The following is a 13,143-nucleotide window of genomic DNA, read 5'->3' on the forward strand; positions in this document are numbered from 1 at the left end:
GTCGCCGCAAAACGGACCGCTCGCCACGCCACCTCGCGCCCGCTCGGCCGCCCCTCCCGGCCTGCCACTCGAAGGCCTTAGGCTGGGGCGCACCATGACTGCGCCATTCGCTGCCGATGCCCGCACCCCCGTCGAGCTGCTGCACGCATACCTGCGCGGCGGCACCCCTTCGGTCGATCCCGCGGCCCCGCTGGTCACCTTCTACGACGACGCCACCGGCGAACGGGTGGAGCTGTCCGCCCGGACCTTCGACAACTGGGTCGCCAAGACCGCCAATCTCCTCCAGGACGAGCTGAACGCCGGCCCGGGCGACCGCGCCGCGCTGCTGCTGCCCGCCCACTGGCAGAGCGCCGTCTGGCTGCTGGCCTGCTGGTCGGTCGGTGTGACGGCGGTGCCCGCCGGCGACCCGGCCGCCGCCGATCTGGTGGTGAGCGGGCCGGACGGCCTGGAGGCCGCCCAGGCCTGCGGGGGCGAGCGGGTGGCGCTCGCCCTGCGCCCGCTCGGCGGCCGTTTCCCGCACCGCCCGGACGGCTTCCTCGACTACGCCGCCGAGGTGCCCGGCCAGGGCGACCGCTTCGCGCCGTACTCCCCCGTCGCCCCGGACGGGCAGGCGCTGGAGACCTCGGTGGACGGGCTGCCGCTGAAGCTGACCGGGGAGCAGACCGTGGCGTTGGCCCGGGAGGGGGCCGTGCGCCTCGGCCTCGAGCCCGGCGACCGGGTCATGTCCACCCTTTCCTTCGACGACTGGGCCGGTCTGGAGGCCGGTCTGCTGGCCCCGCTGGCGGCCGGCGCCTCGGTGGTGCTGTGCCGCAACTCGCAGGGCCTGGACGCCGGGCAGTGGGAGAAGCGGACCGAGTCCGAACGGGTGACTGTCCGCCTCGGCTGACCCCCGTGCCGTCCCGGCGGGTAGGGATCCCTGCCATGGCCGAGGATGACACCGAGCACCCCCCGACCGACGAGACTCCCCCGACGGACGCTCCCCCGAGCGGACCGGGACGCCCGCGACGGCGCCGGCGGTGGCTGATGATCACCGCCGGCGCCGTCGCGTTCCTGCTGGTCGCCACCGGCGTGACGCTGTGGATCGCGTACCGCAAGCTGGACGGCAACATCAGGACCGACTCGGCCACCGACCAGCTGCTGGCCGAACTGGAGAGCGAGCGCCCGAGCCGTTCGGCGGGGGCGGAGGGCGCACAGAACATCCTGCTGATCGGCAGCGACGACCGCTCCGGCACGAACTCCTCGTACGGCGGCCAGCCCGGCGCCCAGCGCTCGGACACCACGATCCTGCTGCACCTGGCCGCCGACCGGAAGCACGCGACGGCGGTCTCCATCCCGCGCGACGTCATGGTGACCGTGCCCTCCTGCGAGGTGCCGGACGGCAGCCGCACCAAGCCGGGGACGATGCAGTTCAACTGGGCCTTCGAGCTGGGCGGTCCGGCCTGCTCGATCCGCACCGTCGAGCAACTGAGCGGCATCCGGGTCGACCACTACGCGATCCTCGACTTCAGCGGCTTCAAGACCATGGTGGACGCGATCGGCGGGGTCGAGGTGTGCGTGCCGCAGCCGATCCACGACAAGGACGCCAAGCTGGACCTCGCGGCCGGGCGCCAGGAGCTGCACGGCGAGCAGGCGCTCGGCTACGTCCGGGTCCGGGAGAGCCTGGGCGACGGCAGCGACACCCAGCGAATGGGCCGTCAGCAGCAGTTCCTGGCCTCGCTGATCCGCAAGGTGCAGTCGCAGGGGGTGCTGCTGAACCCGGCCAGGCTGTGGCCGGTGCTCGACGCGGCCACCTCCTCGGTGAAGGCTGACGGCGGCCTGTCCTCGCTCGGCGCGCTGTACGACCTCACCCAGGACCTTCGCGGCGTCCCCTCGCCGGACGTGGTGTTCCTGACCGCGCCGCGCCGCCCGTACCGCTACGACTCGGACCGGGACGAGTTCGTGCAGCCGCAGACCACCCAGCTGTTCACCGCGCTGCGGGAGGACCGGCTGATCGCCGTCCGGCCGCCCGGCTCGACGCCCGCGCCCGACGCGGGGGCCGGCCCGGGAGCCGCCGCCGGCTCGGACCGGGCGGCGGCCTCCCCCTCGGCGAGCGCCTCGCCCGTCTTCGAGGGACGCACCGCCGACGCGGACTCCTGCGCACAACACTGAGGCCCGCACGGGGGTTTGCCACCGCATTGCTTTTCCGTGACGGATCTCATACCCGGAACGATTCCCCCGTTCGGCTCGTCTAGGGTGTCGGGATCGACCCACCGCCCGGGTGGGCCGCCCCCCGTGACGGCCGGACGTAGGGAATCCCGTGCAGCAGGACCAACCGAACACCGGCGAGTACAACGGCGGAGGCCGTCGGGACAGCCGTCGGCGGGCGGCCGCGGTCGCCAAGCGGAACCGGCGCCGGCGGGTGCTCAAGTGGACGGCCGGAACGGGCGCCCTGGTGATGGTCGCGGGCTGCGGCGGGGCGTACTACCTGTACCGGCACTTCAACAGCAACCTGACCTCGGTCAAGGTCCAGCTGGGCGACGAGGCGGAGCGGCCCAAGGCCGCCGGGGACGCGCTGAACGTCCTGGTGATCGGCACGGACAGCCGGGCGGGCCTCGGACGCGCGTACGGCGACGAGGGCAGCACCGGGCACGCCGACACCACGCTGCTGTTCCACATCGCCAAGGACCGCTCCAACGCGACCGTGGTCAGCATCCCGCGCGACCTGATGGTGCCGATACCGGAGTGCCAGACCGACAAGGGCAAGAAGATACCGGGCTCGCCGCGGGACATGTTCAACACGAGCCTCGGCCAGGAGGGGCGCGACGCGGGCTGCACCTGGAAGACCGTCGAGAAGATGACCGGCATCCGGGTCGACCACTTCGTGCAGGTCGACTTCGAGGCGGTGAAGACGCTCTCCACCGCCGTCGGCGGGGTCGAGGTCTGCGCGGGCAAGGACATCGACGACAAGGACTCGCACCTGAAGATGTCCAAGGGCCGCCACGTGGTCCAGGGCGAGGAGGCGCTGTCCTTCGTCCGCACCCGCCACGCGGTCGGCTTCGGCGGCGACCTCACCCGGATCCCGCTCCAGCAGCAGTTCATCAGCTCGATGATCCGCAAGATCAAGAGCGACGACACCCTGACCAGCCCGAGCAAGCTCTACCAGCTCGCGGACGCCGCCACCAAGGCGCTCACCGTGGACTCCGCCATCGGCAGCGTCGACAAGCTGAAGGACCTGGCGCAGGACATCAGCAAGGTGGACACCAAGAACATCACCTTCACCACCGTGCCGGTGCTGGACGACCCCAGGGACGAGGACCGGCTGATCCTGCGGCAGCCGGACGCCGGCCAGCTGTTCTCGATGATCGCGGGCGACCGCTCGCTGACCGACACGGCCCCGCCGGCCCCGGAGAACACCGCCCCGGCCTCGGCGGCGCCGAGCACCACCACCCCGGCCGTGGACACCAAGGACGTCCCGGTGACGGTGCGCAACGGCAGCGGGACGCGCGGACAGTCCGGGCCGACGGTGGACAAGCTGAAGGCCAAGGGCTTCGCCAAGGCGGCGGTCGGCTCCGACGCCCCGGCCGCCGCGACCACCACGGTCTCCCACCCGGCCGGCCAGGAGGCCGAAGCCGCCGCACTGGCCGCCGCCCTCGGACTGCCCGCCGACGCCGTGCGGCCGAACCCCAAGGCGGGGCCGAAGGACCCGCTGCTGCTGGTGCTCGGCAAGGACGTCCTCGCGGCCCCGTCGCAGGCGCCGACCGAGGCGCCGAAGGACCTCCAGCGGGTGCAGGCCGACGACGTCGACGTGTGCGCCAAGTAGCTACCGAGGAGCGAGGGTTCCGTCCGTCTCGCGGTAGTCCTCGCCGGTCCGCGGGCAGTGCCAGCGGCCCGGGCCGGCCGGGCGCAGCGGCTCACCCGCCCGGCCCACCCAGCCGATCCGGCGGGCGGGCACGCCGGCCACCAGGGCGAAGTCCGGGACGTCCCGGTGCACCACGGCTCCGGCCGCGACCAGCGCCCAGCGGCCCACCGTCACCCCGGCGACCAGCACCGCGCGGCCGCCGACCGAGCAGCCCTGACGGAGCGTCACCGCTTCGGGCCGCCAGTCGAGTTGGCCCTTGAGACGACCGTCGGGGGTGACCGCGCGCGGGTACCGGTCATTGGTCAGGACGGCGGCCGGGCCGATGAACACCCCGTCCTCGACCACCGCCGGTTCGTACACCAGGGCGTGGTTCTGCACCTTGACCCGGTCCCCGATCCGCACACCCGGACCGATGTACGCGCCGCGGCCGACCACGCAGTCCGCGCCGACCACGGCGCCCTCGCGGACCTGGGCGAGGTGCCAGACCGTCGTCCCGGCCCCGATCACGGCCCGCCCGTCGACGTCCGCGCCCGGATGGATCCGGGCCACGGCCGCGCCGTCCTCAACTGTCCCCATGCGCACCGACGGTAGCCGGTCTGGAAGTCGACGCGCCCGGAAGTCAACGAGCCTGGGAGAGCACGTCCTTCGGGGTCGGGGCGACGCTGCGCATCACCCGGCGCGCCAGCGAGCGGGGCGAGGTGATGAAGCCGAAGCCCCAGCTGAGGTGCATGGTCGCGAGCGCCACCGGCAGCAGCGCCCTGGCCCGGAGGGACAGGCCGCGGCCCTCGACCGCCGCGCCGCCGAGGATGCCCAGCAGGTAGGCCCCGGGCACCGCGAGGAAGGCCGGGTGGACGGCTGCGCCGAGCACCAGGCCGAGCACCACCGCGAGCAGCGCGCTCGGCGGGGCGAGGTAGCGCAGGTTGACCGAGCCGCGGTGGTAGCGGGTGACCACCCGGCGCCAGCGGCCGTAGTCCTTGTACTGCTTGGCCAGCGCCCGGACGGACGGCCGCGGGCGGTACGTCACCTTGAGCTGCGGGGTGAACCAGACCAGCCCGCCGTCCTGGCGGATCCGGTAGTTCAGCTCCCAGTCCTGGGCGCGGATGAACTCCTCGTTGTAGCCGCCGAGCTTCTCCAGCACCTCGCGCCGGAACACCCCGAGGTAGACGGTGTCCGCCGGGCCGGCCAGGCCGCCGGTGTGGAAGGCCGCGTTGCCGACACCGATCTTGGAGGTCATCGCGGCGGCGACCGCGTTCTCCCACTCGGTCTCGCCCTCGGCGTGCATGATGCCGCCGACGTTGGCGGCGTCCATCTCGCCGAGCAGCCGGACCGCCGTGGCGATGTAGCCGGGCGTGAGCAGGCCGTGACCGTCGACCCGGACCACTATCGGGTACTGCGAGCCCCGGATCGCGGCGTTCAGGCCCGCGGGGGTGCGACCGGTGGGATTCTCCACCGTGCGCACCCGCGGGTCCTCCACCACCAACTCGGCGGCGATCTCGGCGGTACGGTCGGTGGAGGGACCGAGGGCGATCACCACTTCCATCGGCCCGGGGTATTCCTGGTCCAGGATGCGCCGGACGGCCGTGCGCAGGTGTCGTTCCTCGTTGAGCACCGGCATGATCACGGAAACAGCCGGCAGCTCCTCAGCAGCCTTGGTGTTCATCGGGGCCAACCGTACCGGTGCCGACGCGTTGTCGTCTTGTCCCGGTTCGGCAGGTCCCGGTCCCCCGGGGAGCGGCAGCGGCGCCGTGATCATGACCACCGTACCGCTCCGCTCCCCCGGGCCCGAATCCAGGCGGAATCGGTGCAGGTTCGGCGCAGGTTCCGGGCGGTCGGTGAACGACGGTGAACAGGGCGGCGCCGGCCGCCGACAGGATGTTCACCAGCCGCTGCGACGGGGGCCGGGCGCTGTGTGCGCCCGGCCCCCGCCTCCCCCGGTTTCCCCCCGTGGGCGACCCGACGTCCCCCGTCGCCGGGTCAGTCCGTCGCGATCGCCGCGAGGACGTTCATCCGTCCGGCCCGGAAGGCCGGAACGAGGGCGGCGACCAGGCCGATCACCACCGAGGAGACCAGGGTCACCGCGATGGTGGTGACCGGGACGGCGAGCGTCCCCAGGCCCTGGTCGCGCAGCACCCGCTGCGCGGTGACGCCCCAGGCCAGGCCCAGCCCGGTGCCGAGGACGGCGCCGAACACCGCGATCACCACGGACTCCAGCCGGATCATCCGGCGCAGCTGGCGGCGGGAGAGCCCGATCGCCCGCAGCAGGCCGATCTCGCGGGTCCGCTCCACCACCGACAGCGCCAGGGTGTTGACCACGCCGAGCACCGCGACGGTGATCGACAGGCCGACGAGGCCGTAGATCAGGTAGAGCAGGGTGTCGACCTGGGACTGCACGAGCTCCTTGTAGCCGGCCTGGTCCTTGACGGTCAGCTGCGGGTACTGCCGGAGCGCGTCCTGGAGGGCGGTGAGCGTCCTGGCGACGTCGGCGCCGGGAGCGGCCTTGGCGAAGAACGTCCACACCGGGGGCTGCTCGGCGGCCGGAACGACCTGGGTCAGGGTGTCCAGGCCGACGAAGGCGCCGTCGCCCAGCAGCCCGCCCTTCTGGAGCACCACGCCCACCGGCAGCGTCTGGGTGCGGCCCTTGCCGTAGTCGACGGTCACCCGGTCGCCGACCTTCAGGCCGTGGTCCTCGGCGAAGGCCTGGCCGATCCCGAGCGAACCGCGCCCGACCGAGTCCACCGCGCCGGAGGTGACCGTCGGGTGGAAGTCGGCGCCGAAGAAGGTGGCCGGCACCGCGGTCAGGTCCGTCCTCGCGCTCTGCCCGCCGGGCAGCTGGACCTTGGTGCGGAGGAGGTTCTCCTGGGTGGTGACGTGGTCGATGCCCGGGGTGCGGCGCACCGCGTCCATCATCTCCGCGGTGACCGGCGTCCGGCCGCCCGAGACGATGTAGTCCACGCCCACCGACCTGTCGATCTGGGCGCTGGCCGACCTCACCGCCGAAGAGCTGAACACCGAGGAGCCGATCACCAGCGCCAGTCCGATCATCAGCGCGGCGGCGGTGGCGCCGGTGCGGCGCGGGTTGCGCATCGCGTTGCGCTGGGCGAGCTTGCCGGAGGGGCCGAACAGGGCCGGGAGCAGGGCGCCGAGCACCTTGATGACGGCGGTGGCCAGCAGCGGGCCGAGCACCACGAAGCCGATCAGGGTGAGCAACAGGCCCAGGCCCAGGTACTCGCCACCGGTGGCCGCCCCGTCGGCCGTACCCGCGAGCACCAGCAGGCCGCCGCCGCCCGCGGTGAGCAGCACCCCGAGGACCGTCCGGACCAGGTTGGAGCGGGCCTCGGCCGGGGTGCCGTGGTCGCGCAGGGCGGCCATCGGCGCGATCCGGCTGGCCCGGCGGGCCGGGATCCAGGCCGCGACGAGGGTGATCAGGACGCCCACCGCGTACCCCGCCACGAAGACGTCGGGTCCGATCTCCAGATCGCTCGCCCTGAGGTCCATGCCGATCGCGTTCATCAGCTTGATCAGGCCGACGGCCACGCCCAGGCCGACCGCCACGCCGAGCGTGGAGCCGAGCACGCCCAGGATCAGCGCCTCGACCAGCACCGAGCCGTTCACCTGCCGGCGGCTGCCTCCGATGGCGCGCAGCAGGCCGATCTCGCGGGTGCGCTGGGCGACCAGCATCGAGAAGGTGTTGATGATCAGGAAGCCGCCGACGATGAGCGAGATGCCGGCGAAACCGAGCATCGCGTACTTCATGAAGTTCAGGCCGCTGCCGATCGCCTTGGTGTTCTCGTCCTTCTGCTCCGCCGCCGTCTTGACCTGGAGGCCGCCACCCAGCTCGGCCAGGGCGTCGGCCTTGAGCCGGTCGTCGCTGCGGCTGCCGTCGCCGAAGGCCTCGACGGAGGTGTAGGCCTGCTCGCCGAGCAGCACCTGCTGGGCGGTCGCGGTGTCCAGGAAGGCCAGCGCGGCGCCCGGGTTGGTGGTGGTGAAGGTGGCGATGCCGACGATCGTGTACGGGTGCTGTCCGCTCGCGTTGTCGACCCTGACCTTGTCGCCGACGCCGAGCCGGGCCTTCTTGGCGGTGTCCGCGTCCAGCACCAGCTCGCCGGAGTTCTGCGGGACGTGCCCGGAGGTGATCCTCACCGGGTTGCGCGGGGTGTCGGTCCAGTTGCCGACCAGGGTCGGTGCGCCGGTGGTCGGGCCGACCAGCTTGTTGGTGGCCGGGTTGACCAGGACCGCGTTGCCGACCATGACCTGGCCGATCGCGGTCTTCACGCCCGGCACCGAGGCGACCTGCTGGACGAGCGGTGCCGGGACCGTCGCGGGCTTGTCCCCGGGCTGCTGCTCCTCGTCGTCGGCCGGCTTGGGCGGCTGGACCGATATGTCGGAGGCGGTCGCGGCGAAGAGCTTGGAGAAGGTGCTGGTGGCGGTGTTGGAGAACACCAGGGTGCCGGACACGAAGGCGACCGACAGCACGACGGCGATGAGCGAGAGCGCCATCCGGCCCTTGTGGGCGAAGAAGCTCCGCAGTGAGGTCTTGAGCAGCATGGTTACGTCGTCCCGCCGCTCAGCTGGTGCGCTTGCCGTCGAAACGGCGCATGCGTTCGAGGACGGAGTCGGCGGTCGGCGCGTGCATCTCGTCGACGATCACGCCGTCGGCGAGGAAGAGCACGCGGTCCGCGTAGCCGGCGGCGACCGGGTCGTGGGTGACCATGACCATGGTCTGGCCCAGCTCGTCCACCGAGCGGCGCAGGAAGGTCAGCACTTCCGCACCGGCCCGGGAGTCCAGGTTTCCGGTGGGCTCGTCGCCGAAGATGATCTCGGGGCGGGCGGCCAGGGCCCGGGCCACCGCGACGCGCTGCTGCTGGCCGCCGGAGAGCTGGGCCGGGCGGTGCTTGAGCCGGCCGGCCAGGCCGACGGTCTCCACCACCTGGTCCAGCCAGGCCCGGTCGGGCTTGCGGCCGGCGATGTCCATCGGCAGCGTGATGTTCTCCAGCGCGTTCAGGGTCGGGAGCAGGTTGAACGCCTGGAAGATGAAGCCGATCTTGTCCCGGCGCAGCCTGGTCAGCTGCTTGTCCTTGAGTCCGGTGATCTCGGTGTCGCCGATCCGGATCCGCCCGCTGCTGACCGTGTCCAGTCCCGCCAGGCAGTGCATCAGGGTGGACTTGCCGGAGCCGGAGGGGCCCATGATCGCGGTGAAGCGGCCGCGCTGGATGTCCACGTCGACCGCGTCCAGCGCGGTCACCCTGGTCTCGCCCGATCCGTAGGCCTTGGTCACCTGGCGGGCCGAGGCGGCGACGGCGGACGGTCCGCCGGGAAGCTGGGGGTCGTACACGGCTGCTGCCGTCGTCACTGGAGTCTCCTAAGAAGTGGCCCACCCGTTGACCCCCACTCTTCCGGCGGGTCGGGTGGCGGACCCGATGGAACCGGGCCGCTTCCGGAGGGGCGGGGACGTGAGGACCACGTTAGGAGCCGACGCCGGAGGGCTCGTCCTCCGTCGGAACGAAGCGGTGCAACCAAGGTTCTACGGGTGCGGCACCCCGTCCCCCTAGGGGGTGCCGTGGGCCCTCTCGGGGTCGCCCCGTACGGGCCGGCGGGCGGTGGTTCAGGCGGTCAGGACGGGTGCGGCCAGGCGTTCGAGGGCGTCGGCGAAGCCCTCGACGACGGGGACGAGCCGGGCGTCGGTCTCGCACTCGACGAGGGTCCTGCCGTCCTCCGCGGCGGTGATGTGGCGGTCGAGCACGAACCAGCCCTGGGTGATGTGTCCGGCGCCCATCGAGCTGAGCACCGGGCGCAGCGCGTAGTCCACGGCGAGGACGTGCGCGGGCGAGCCACCGGTGGCCAGCGGCAGGACGGCCTTGCCGGCCAGGGCGTACTGCGGGAGCACGTCGAGCAGGGCCTTGAGCAGGCCGGAGTAGGCGGCCTTGTAGACGGGGGTACCGATGACGACGCCGTCGGCCCGGGCGAACAGCTGGGTGACGGCGACGATCTCCGGGTGGTCGAAGTCGCCCGAGAGCAGCGCGTGCGCGGGCAGGCTGCGGGCCTCGAACGGGATGACGCGGTGGCCGCGGTCCGCCAGGCGGGCGTCGACGTGGCGCAGCAGCCGGGTGGTGCGGGAGGTGGCGGACGGGGAGCCGGAAACGGACAGGACGGTGGCCATGTTTCACCTCTGGCTGGAAGCGGGGGCGCGCTTCGCAGCGGCCGCTGCTCGGCTGCTGCGGTGGGGGGTCGGCGATCTCGACGGATGCGCTTCAGCCGCGACAGAGGGAACCGGACACACGCCGCAGGTCGACGTGCCGCCGACGCGTGAGTGCCCGGGCCTGATCCATGCCCGGAATGCAAACACGCTGCGTTCGAAGCGGTCAAGAATCGTTTCGGCCGCCGGAACCCCGGTGACGGGCGCGTTTCACACCGGAACGATCCGGTGCGTGCATCAAAACTGCTACAAGAGGCCTGGCAGGGGCCCCCGGGGGGAGTCAGCGGTACCGGGGTCGGGCATCCTCGACGGCATGAACACGTGGCAGGAGGGCCGCCCGGGCGGCGGCGGGAACCCGTACGGAGGCAACGGCGGCGGGGCGGCGGCCGAGCCGCCGCTGCCGGCCGGGCTGAACCCGCGCGGGCCGGGGGCGCCCGCTCCGCGGCAGCCGGGGCCGTCCCGCCTCGGCGGCGTCCCGCCGCAGTCCGCTCCCGGCGGTCCGGGGCGGCCGGGCCCCGGCGGTCCCGGTGGCCCGGGCGGTCCCGGTCGCCCCGGCGGCCCGGGCGGTCCCGGCGGTGCCCGGCCGGCCGGTGCGCAGGCCCGGCGCTGGCCGCGGCGGCGGATCGTGAAGTGGACGGTCTTCGGCGTGCTGATCGCCGTGATGGTGACCGCCGTCTCCACCTGGTTCTGGGCGGACTCCAAGCTCAACCACGAGAACGTGCTGGCCGACTACCCGGGCCGCCCGGCCGCCGGCAAGGGCACCAACTGGCTGATCGTCGGCTCCGACAGCCGCGAGGGCCTCAGCGAGTCCCAGATGGACACCATGCACACCGGCCACGACGTCGAGGGCAAGCGCAGCGACTCGATGATGATCCTGCACGTCGGGGACAACGGGAACACGCTGATGAGCATCCCGCGCGACTCCTGGGTGCCGATCCCCGAGTACAAGGCGGGCAGCGGCAAGACCGTCAAGGCCACCACCTCGAAGATCAACTCGGCGTTCTCCACCGGGAACGGCCGGCTCCTGGTGCAGACCGTCGAGCTGAACACCGGCATCCGCATCGACCACTACGCCGAGATCGGGTTCGCCGGGTTCGCCGGCATCGTCGACTCCATCGGCGGCGTCCAGATGCACATCGACCAGGACATCAAGGACCGGGACTCCGGCCTCGACCTCAAGGCCGGCGACCAGACGCTCAACGGCACCCAGGCCCTCGCCTTCGTCCGCCAGCGCCACCAGATGGCCGACCAGGACCTCGGCCGGATGCGCAACCAGCAGAAGTTCCTCGGTGCCCTCGCCCACCAGGCCGCCTCCCCGGGCACCGTGCTCGACCCGTTCACCTTCTACCCGCTGGTCGACTCGGCGCTCGGCACCCTGATCGTCGACGACGACTGCGGACTGACCGACCTGGGCTCGCTCTTCCTCGCCATGAAGGACGTCAACGGCGGCGGCGGCAAGACCCTCACCATCCCGATCGGCAACGCGGACTACCGGACCAAGACCGGCGAGTCGGCGGTGCTGTGGGACACCAACAAGTCCAAGCAGGTCTTCGACGCCTTCAAGAACGACACCGCGGTGCCCGACTTCAAGTAACCGGCCACCAGGGGTGATCATCCGGTCGCAATACGTGGATGTCACTCGTCACCGCACTGGTCTACCGCCGACGCCACCGCCTCCTGGGCCGCCTGGTCCAGGAGGCGCTCGCGCTCTACGGGATGGAGGTGCCGGCCGCCTGCGAGATCGGGCCCGGGCTCACCGTCTTCCACCGCGGCTTCGGCACCGTCCTGCACCCGTACACCACGCTCGGGGCGGACGTGACGCCCTACAACGGCGTGACCATCGGCCGGGCCGACCCGTGGGTGCCGCAGGAGCGCAGCGCGATGCGGCGGGTGGTGGTCGAGGACGGCGCCGTGCTGTGCGCGGGCGCCAAGGTGGTGTGCAAGGAGGGCGTGCTGACCGTCGGCGCGGGCACCGTCGTGGGCGCCAACGCCGTACTCACCCGCTCGACCGGGCCCGGCGAGGTCTGGGCCGGGGTGCCGGCCCGCAAGGTGGGGACGCGGGAGGGGAACTGGGCGCCCCCGGTCTCGGCGTCAGCCTGACGCGGAGACGGGGGCGTCAGACCGACGGCGGGGACGGCAGCCGGTCGAGCGCGATCCCGAAGTGCTCGCGGTAGGCGGACAGCGCACCGGCGTCGGTGAGCTGCTGCTCGGTGCGGCTGCCGTCGGGGGCGGTGCGGATAAGCCGGGTTCCGCCGAGGGTGATCCGGCCACCGTCCGGGGCGGGCAGCGAGCAGGCGGACGAGCGGGTGAAGTGGGACTGCGGCGAGGTGGTCTGCCACCAGCAGGTCGGCCCGAAGTCGGCCAGCCCGTAGGGGCGTCGGTCGAGCCGGTACTGCGGCTCGCCGTCCATCAGGACGTCGAGTTCGCCGTCCCCGCCGTACGGGCGGACGGTGAACACGCCCTGGGGGTCGGCCTGTTCGCCGTGCTCGTCGAGGCGCAGCGGCAGCTCGCTGAACCGGCCGAAGCCCACGTCGGCCAGCCAGGGCTCGTCCAGGTCGACCCGCAGCGCCAGGTGGTCGAACGGCGGCCCCGGCCGCTCCCCCTGGAAGACCCGGGCGGCCAGCAGACTCACCCGGTAGCCCAGCGAACGCAGCAACTCGGCGAAGGCACCGTTGAGTTCGTAGCAGAACCCGCCGCGCCGCCGGTCCACCACCTTCGCCACCAGCGCCGCCGGCTCCAGCACCACGGGCTCGCCGAGGTGGATGCTCAGGTTCTCGAAGGGGACCGTCCGCAGGTGCGCCCGCTGCAGTCGGGCCAGACCGTCAGCCGAGGGTGCCCCCGGGTCCGCGACACCGATCCGGTCCAGGTACGCCGCCCGGGTGGCGGCGGTCAGCCCCTCGTACGCCTGCTCGTGATCCATCCGCCCATTCCATCCCGGGCCGGAGCGGCGGGCCATCGGTCCTTCGACCTAGGGCACGGGAACGACACCGCCCCGGAGTGGGGGGGGGGGGGGGGGGGCGCCCGCCCCCCCGGGGGGGGGGGCGGGGGGGGGGGGGGGGGGGACAGGCGCCCCCGCGCGGGGGGGGGGGGGGGGGGGGGGGGGGGGGGGGGC

At 72.9% G+C, this 13,143-nt stretch carries 12 protein-coding genes; 5 read left to right on the forward strand and 7 right to left on the reverse strand.

Annotated features, from left to right (window positions below; all coding sequences use genetic code 11):
* The first annotated feature begins 94 nt into the window (after nt 1-94).
* From ACH4J0_RS37775 to ACH4J0_RS37785, 3 genes are all read left to right on the forward strand, one after another.
* Nucleotides 95-886 (forward strand): TIGR03089 family protein, encoded by a 792-nt coding sequence (locus ACH4J0_RS37775; RefSeq protein ID WP_396245717.1) that lies wholly within the window; start codon nt 95-97, stop codon nt 884-886.
* Nucleotides 887-921: 35 nt separating this feature from the next.
* Nucleotides 922-2,148: an LCP family protein gene (locus ACH4J0_RS37780; protein ID WP_396245718.1), complete on the forward strand. Its 1,227-nt coding sequence runs from the start codon at nt 922-924 to the stop codon at nt 2,146-2,148.
* A 148-nt stretch (nt 2,149-2,296) separates the two neighbouring features.
* Nucleotides 2,297-3,799: an LCP family protein gene (locus ACH4J0_RS37785; RefSeq protein ID WP_396245719.1), complete on the forward strand. Its 1,503-nt coding sequence runs from the start codon at nt 2,297-2,299 to the stop codon at nt 3,797-3,799.
* On the opposite strand, the gene ACH4J0_RS37790 is transcribed toward ACH4J0_RS37785, so the two are convergent.
* From ACH4J0_RS37790 to ACH4J0_RS37815, 6 genes are all read right to left on the reverse strand, one after another.
* Nucleotides 3,800-4,414: an acyltransferase gene (locus ACH4J0_RS37790; protein ID WP_396245720.1), complete on the reverse strand. Its 615-nt coding sequence runs from the start codon at nt 4,412-4,414 to the stop codon at nt 3,800-3,802.
* Nucleotides 4,415-4,457: 43 nt separating this feature from the next.
* Nucleotides 4,458-5,498, reverse strand: a complete 1,041-nt coding sequence (locus ACH4J0_RS37795) for a glycosyltransferase family 2 protein (protein ID WP_396245721.1) — start codon at nt 5,496-5,498, stop codon at nt 4,458-4,460.
* Nucleotides 5,499-5,812: 314 nt separating this feature from the next.
* Nucleotides 5,813-8,383 carry an ABC transporter permease gene (locus tag ACH4J0_RS37800; protein ID WP_396245722.1) on the reverse strand — a complete coding sequence of 857 codons (2,571 nt, stop codon included), beginning with the start codon at nt 8,381-8,383 and terminating at the stop codon, nt 5,813-5,815.
* 19 nt (nt 8,384-8,402) lie between these two features.
* Nucleotides 8,403-9,188 (reverse strand): ABC transporter ATP-binding protein, encoded by a 786-nt coding sequence (locus ACH4J0_RS37805; RefSeq protein ID WP_396245723.1) that lies wholly within the window; start codon nt 9,186-9,188, stop codon nt 8,403-8,405.
* 252 nt (nt 9,189-9,440) lie between these two features.
* Nucleotides 9,441-9,995 carry an NADPH-dependent FMN reductase gene (gene ssuE / locus ACH4J0_RS37810; RefSeq protein ID WP_396245725.1) on the reverse strand — a complete coding sequence of 185 codons (555 nt, stop codon included), beginning with the start codon at nt 9,993-9,995 and terminating at the stop codon, nt 9,441-9,443.
* Nucleotides 9,996-10,086: 91 nt separating this feature from the next.
* On the reverse strand, nt 10,087-10,164 hold the full coding sequence (locus ACH4J0_RS37815) for a putative leader peptide (RefSeq protein WP_396245734.1): 78 nt from the start codon (nt 10,162-10,164) through the stop codon (nt 10,087-10,089).
* Nucleotides 10,165-10,344: 180 nt separating this feature from the next.
* Between ACH4J0_RS37815 and ACH4J0_RS37820 the strand changes: the two genes are divergently transcribed.
* Nucleotides 10,345-11,625 carry an LCP family protein gene (locus ACH4J0_RS37820; RefSeq protein WP_396245726.1) on the forward strand — a complete coding sequence of 427 codons (1,281 nt, stop codon included), beginning with the start codon at nt 10,345-10,347 and terminating at the stop codon, nt 11,623-11,625.
* Between the two features lie 38 nt (nt 11,626-11,663).
* Nucleotides 11,664-12,131, forward strand: a complete 468-nt coding sequence (locus ACH4J0_RS37825; RefSeq protein ID WP_396245727.1) for a hypothetical protein — start codon at nt 11,664-11,666, stop codon at nt 12,129-12,131.
* Between the two features lie 16 nt (nt 12,132-12,147).
* Here the strand turns inward: ACH4J0_RS37825 and ACH4J0_RS37830 are convergent, their stop codons facing one another.
* Nucleotides 12,148-12,951 carry an arylamine N-acetyltransferase gene (locus ACH4J0_RS37830; RefSeq protein ID WP_396245728.1) on the reverse strand — a complete coding sequence of 268 codons (804 nt, stop codon included), beginning with the start codon at nt 12,949-12,951 and terminating at the stop codon, nt 12,148-12,150.
* Nucleotides 12,952-13,143 lie beyond the last annotated feature (192 nt).

Source organism: Kitasatospora sp. NPDC017646 (genome assembly GCF_044329365.1).
Classification (GTDB): Bacteria; Actinomycetota; Actinomycetes; order Streptomycetales; family Streptomycetaceae; genus Kitasatospora.

Bases quoted from the DNA above. Each gene is read 5' to 3' on its own strand.
- ACH4J0_RS37800 (WP_396245722.1), bottom strand. From the start codon at position 8,383: ATGCTGCTCAAGACCTCACTGCGGAGCTTCTTCGCCCACAAGGGCCGG.
- ACH4J0_RS37825 (WP_396245727.1), top strand. From the start codon at position 11,664: ATGTCACTCGTCACCGCACTGGTCTACCGCCGACGCCACCGCCTCCTG.
- ACH4J0_RS37775 (WP_396245717.1), top strand. From the start codon at position 95: ATGACTGCGCCATTCGCTGCCGATGCCCGCACCCCCGTCGAGCTGCTG.
- ACH4J0_RS37830 (WP_396245728.1), bottom strand. From the start codon at position 12,951: ATGGATCACGAGCAGGCGTACGAGGGGCTGACCGCCGCCACCCGGGCG.
- ACH4J0_RS37790 (WP_396245720.1), bottom strand. From the start codon at position 4,414: ATGGGGACAGTTGAGGACGGCGCGGCCGTGGCCCGGATCCATCCGGGC.
- ACH4J0_RS37815 (WP_396245734.1), bottom strand. From the start codon at position 10,164: ATGGATCAGGCCCGGGCACTCACGCGTCGGCGGCACGTCGACCTGCGG.
- ACH4J0_RS37795 (WP_396245721.1), bottom strand. From the start codon at position 5,498: ATGAACACCAAGGCTGCTGAGGAGCTGCCGGCTGTTTCCGTGATCATG.
- ACH4J0_RS37780 (WP_396245718.1), top strand. From the start codon at position 922: ATGGCCGAGGATGACACCGAGCACCCCCCGACCGACGAGACTCCCCCG.
- ssuE (WP_396245725.1), bottom strand. From the start codon at position 9,995: ATGGCCACCGTCCTGTCCGTTTCCGGCTCCCCGTCCGCCACCTCCCGC.
- ACH4J0_RS37820 (WP_396245726.1), top strand. From the start codon at position 10,345: ATGAACACGTGGCAGGAGGGCCGCCCGGGCGGCGGCGGGAACCCGTAC.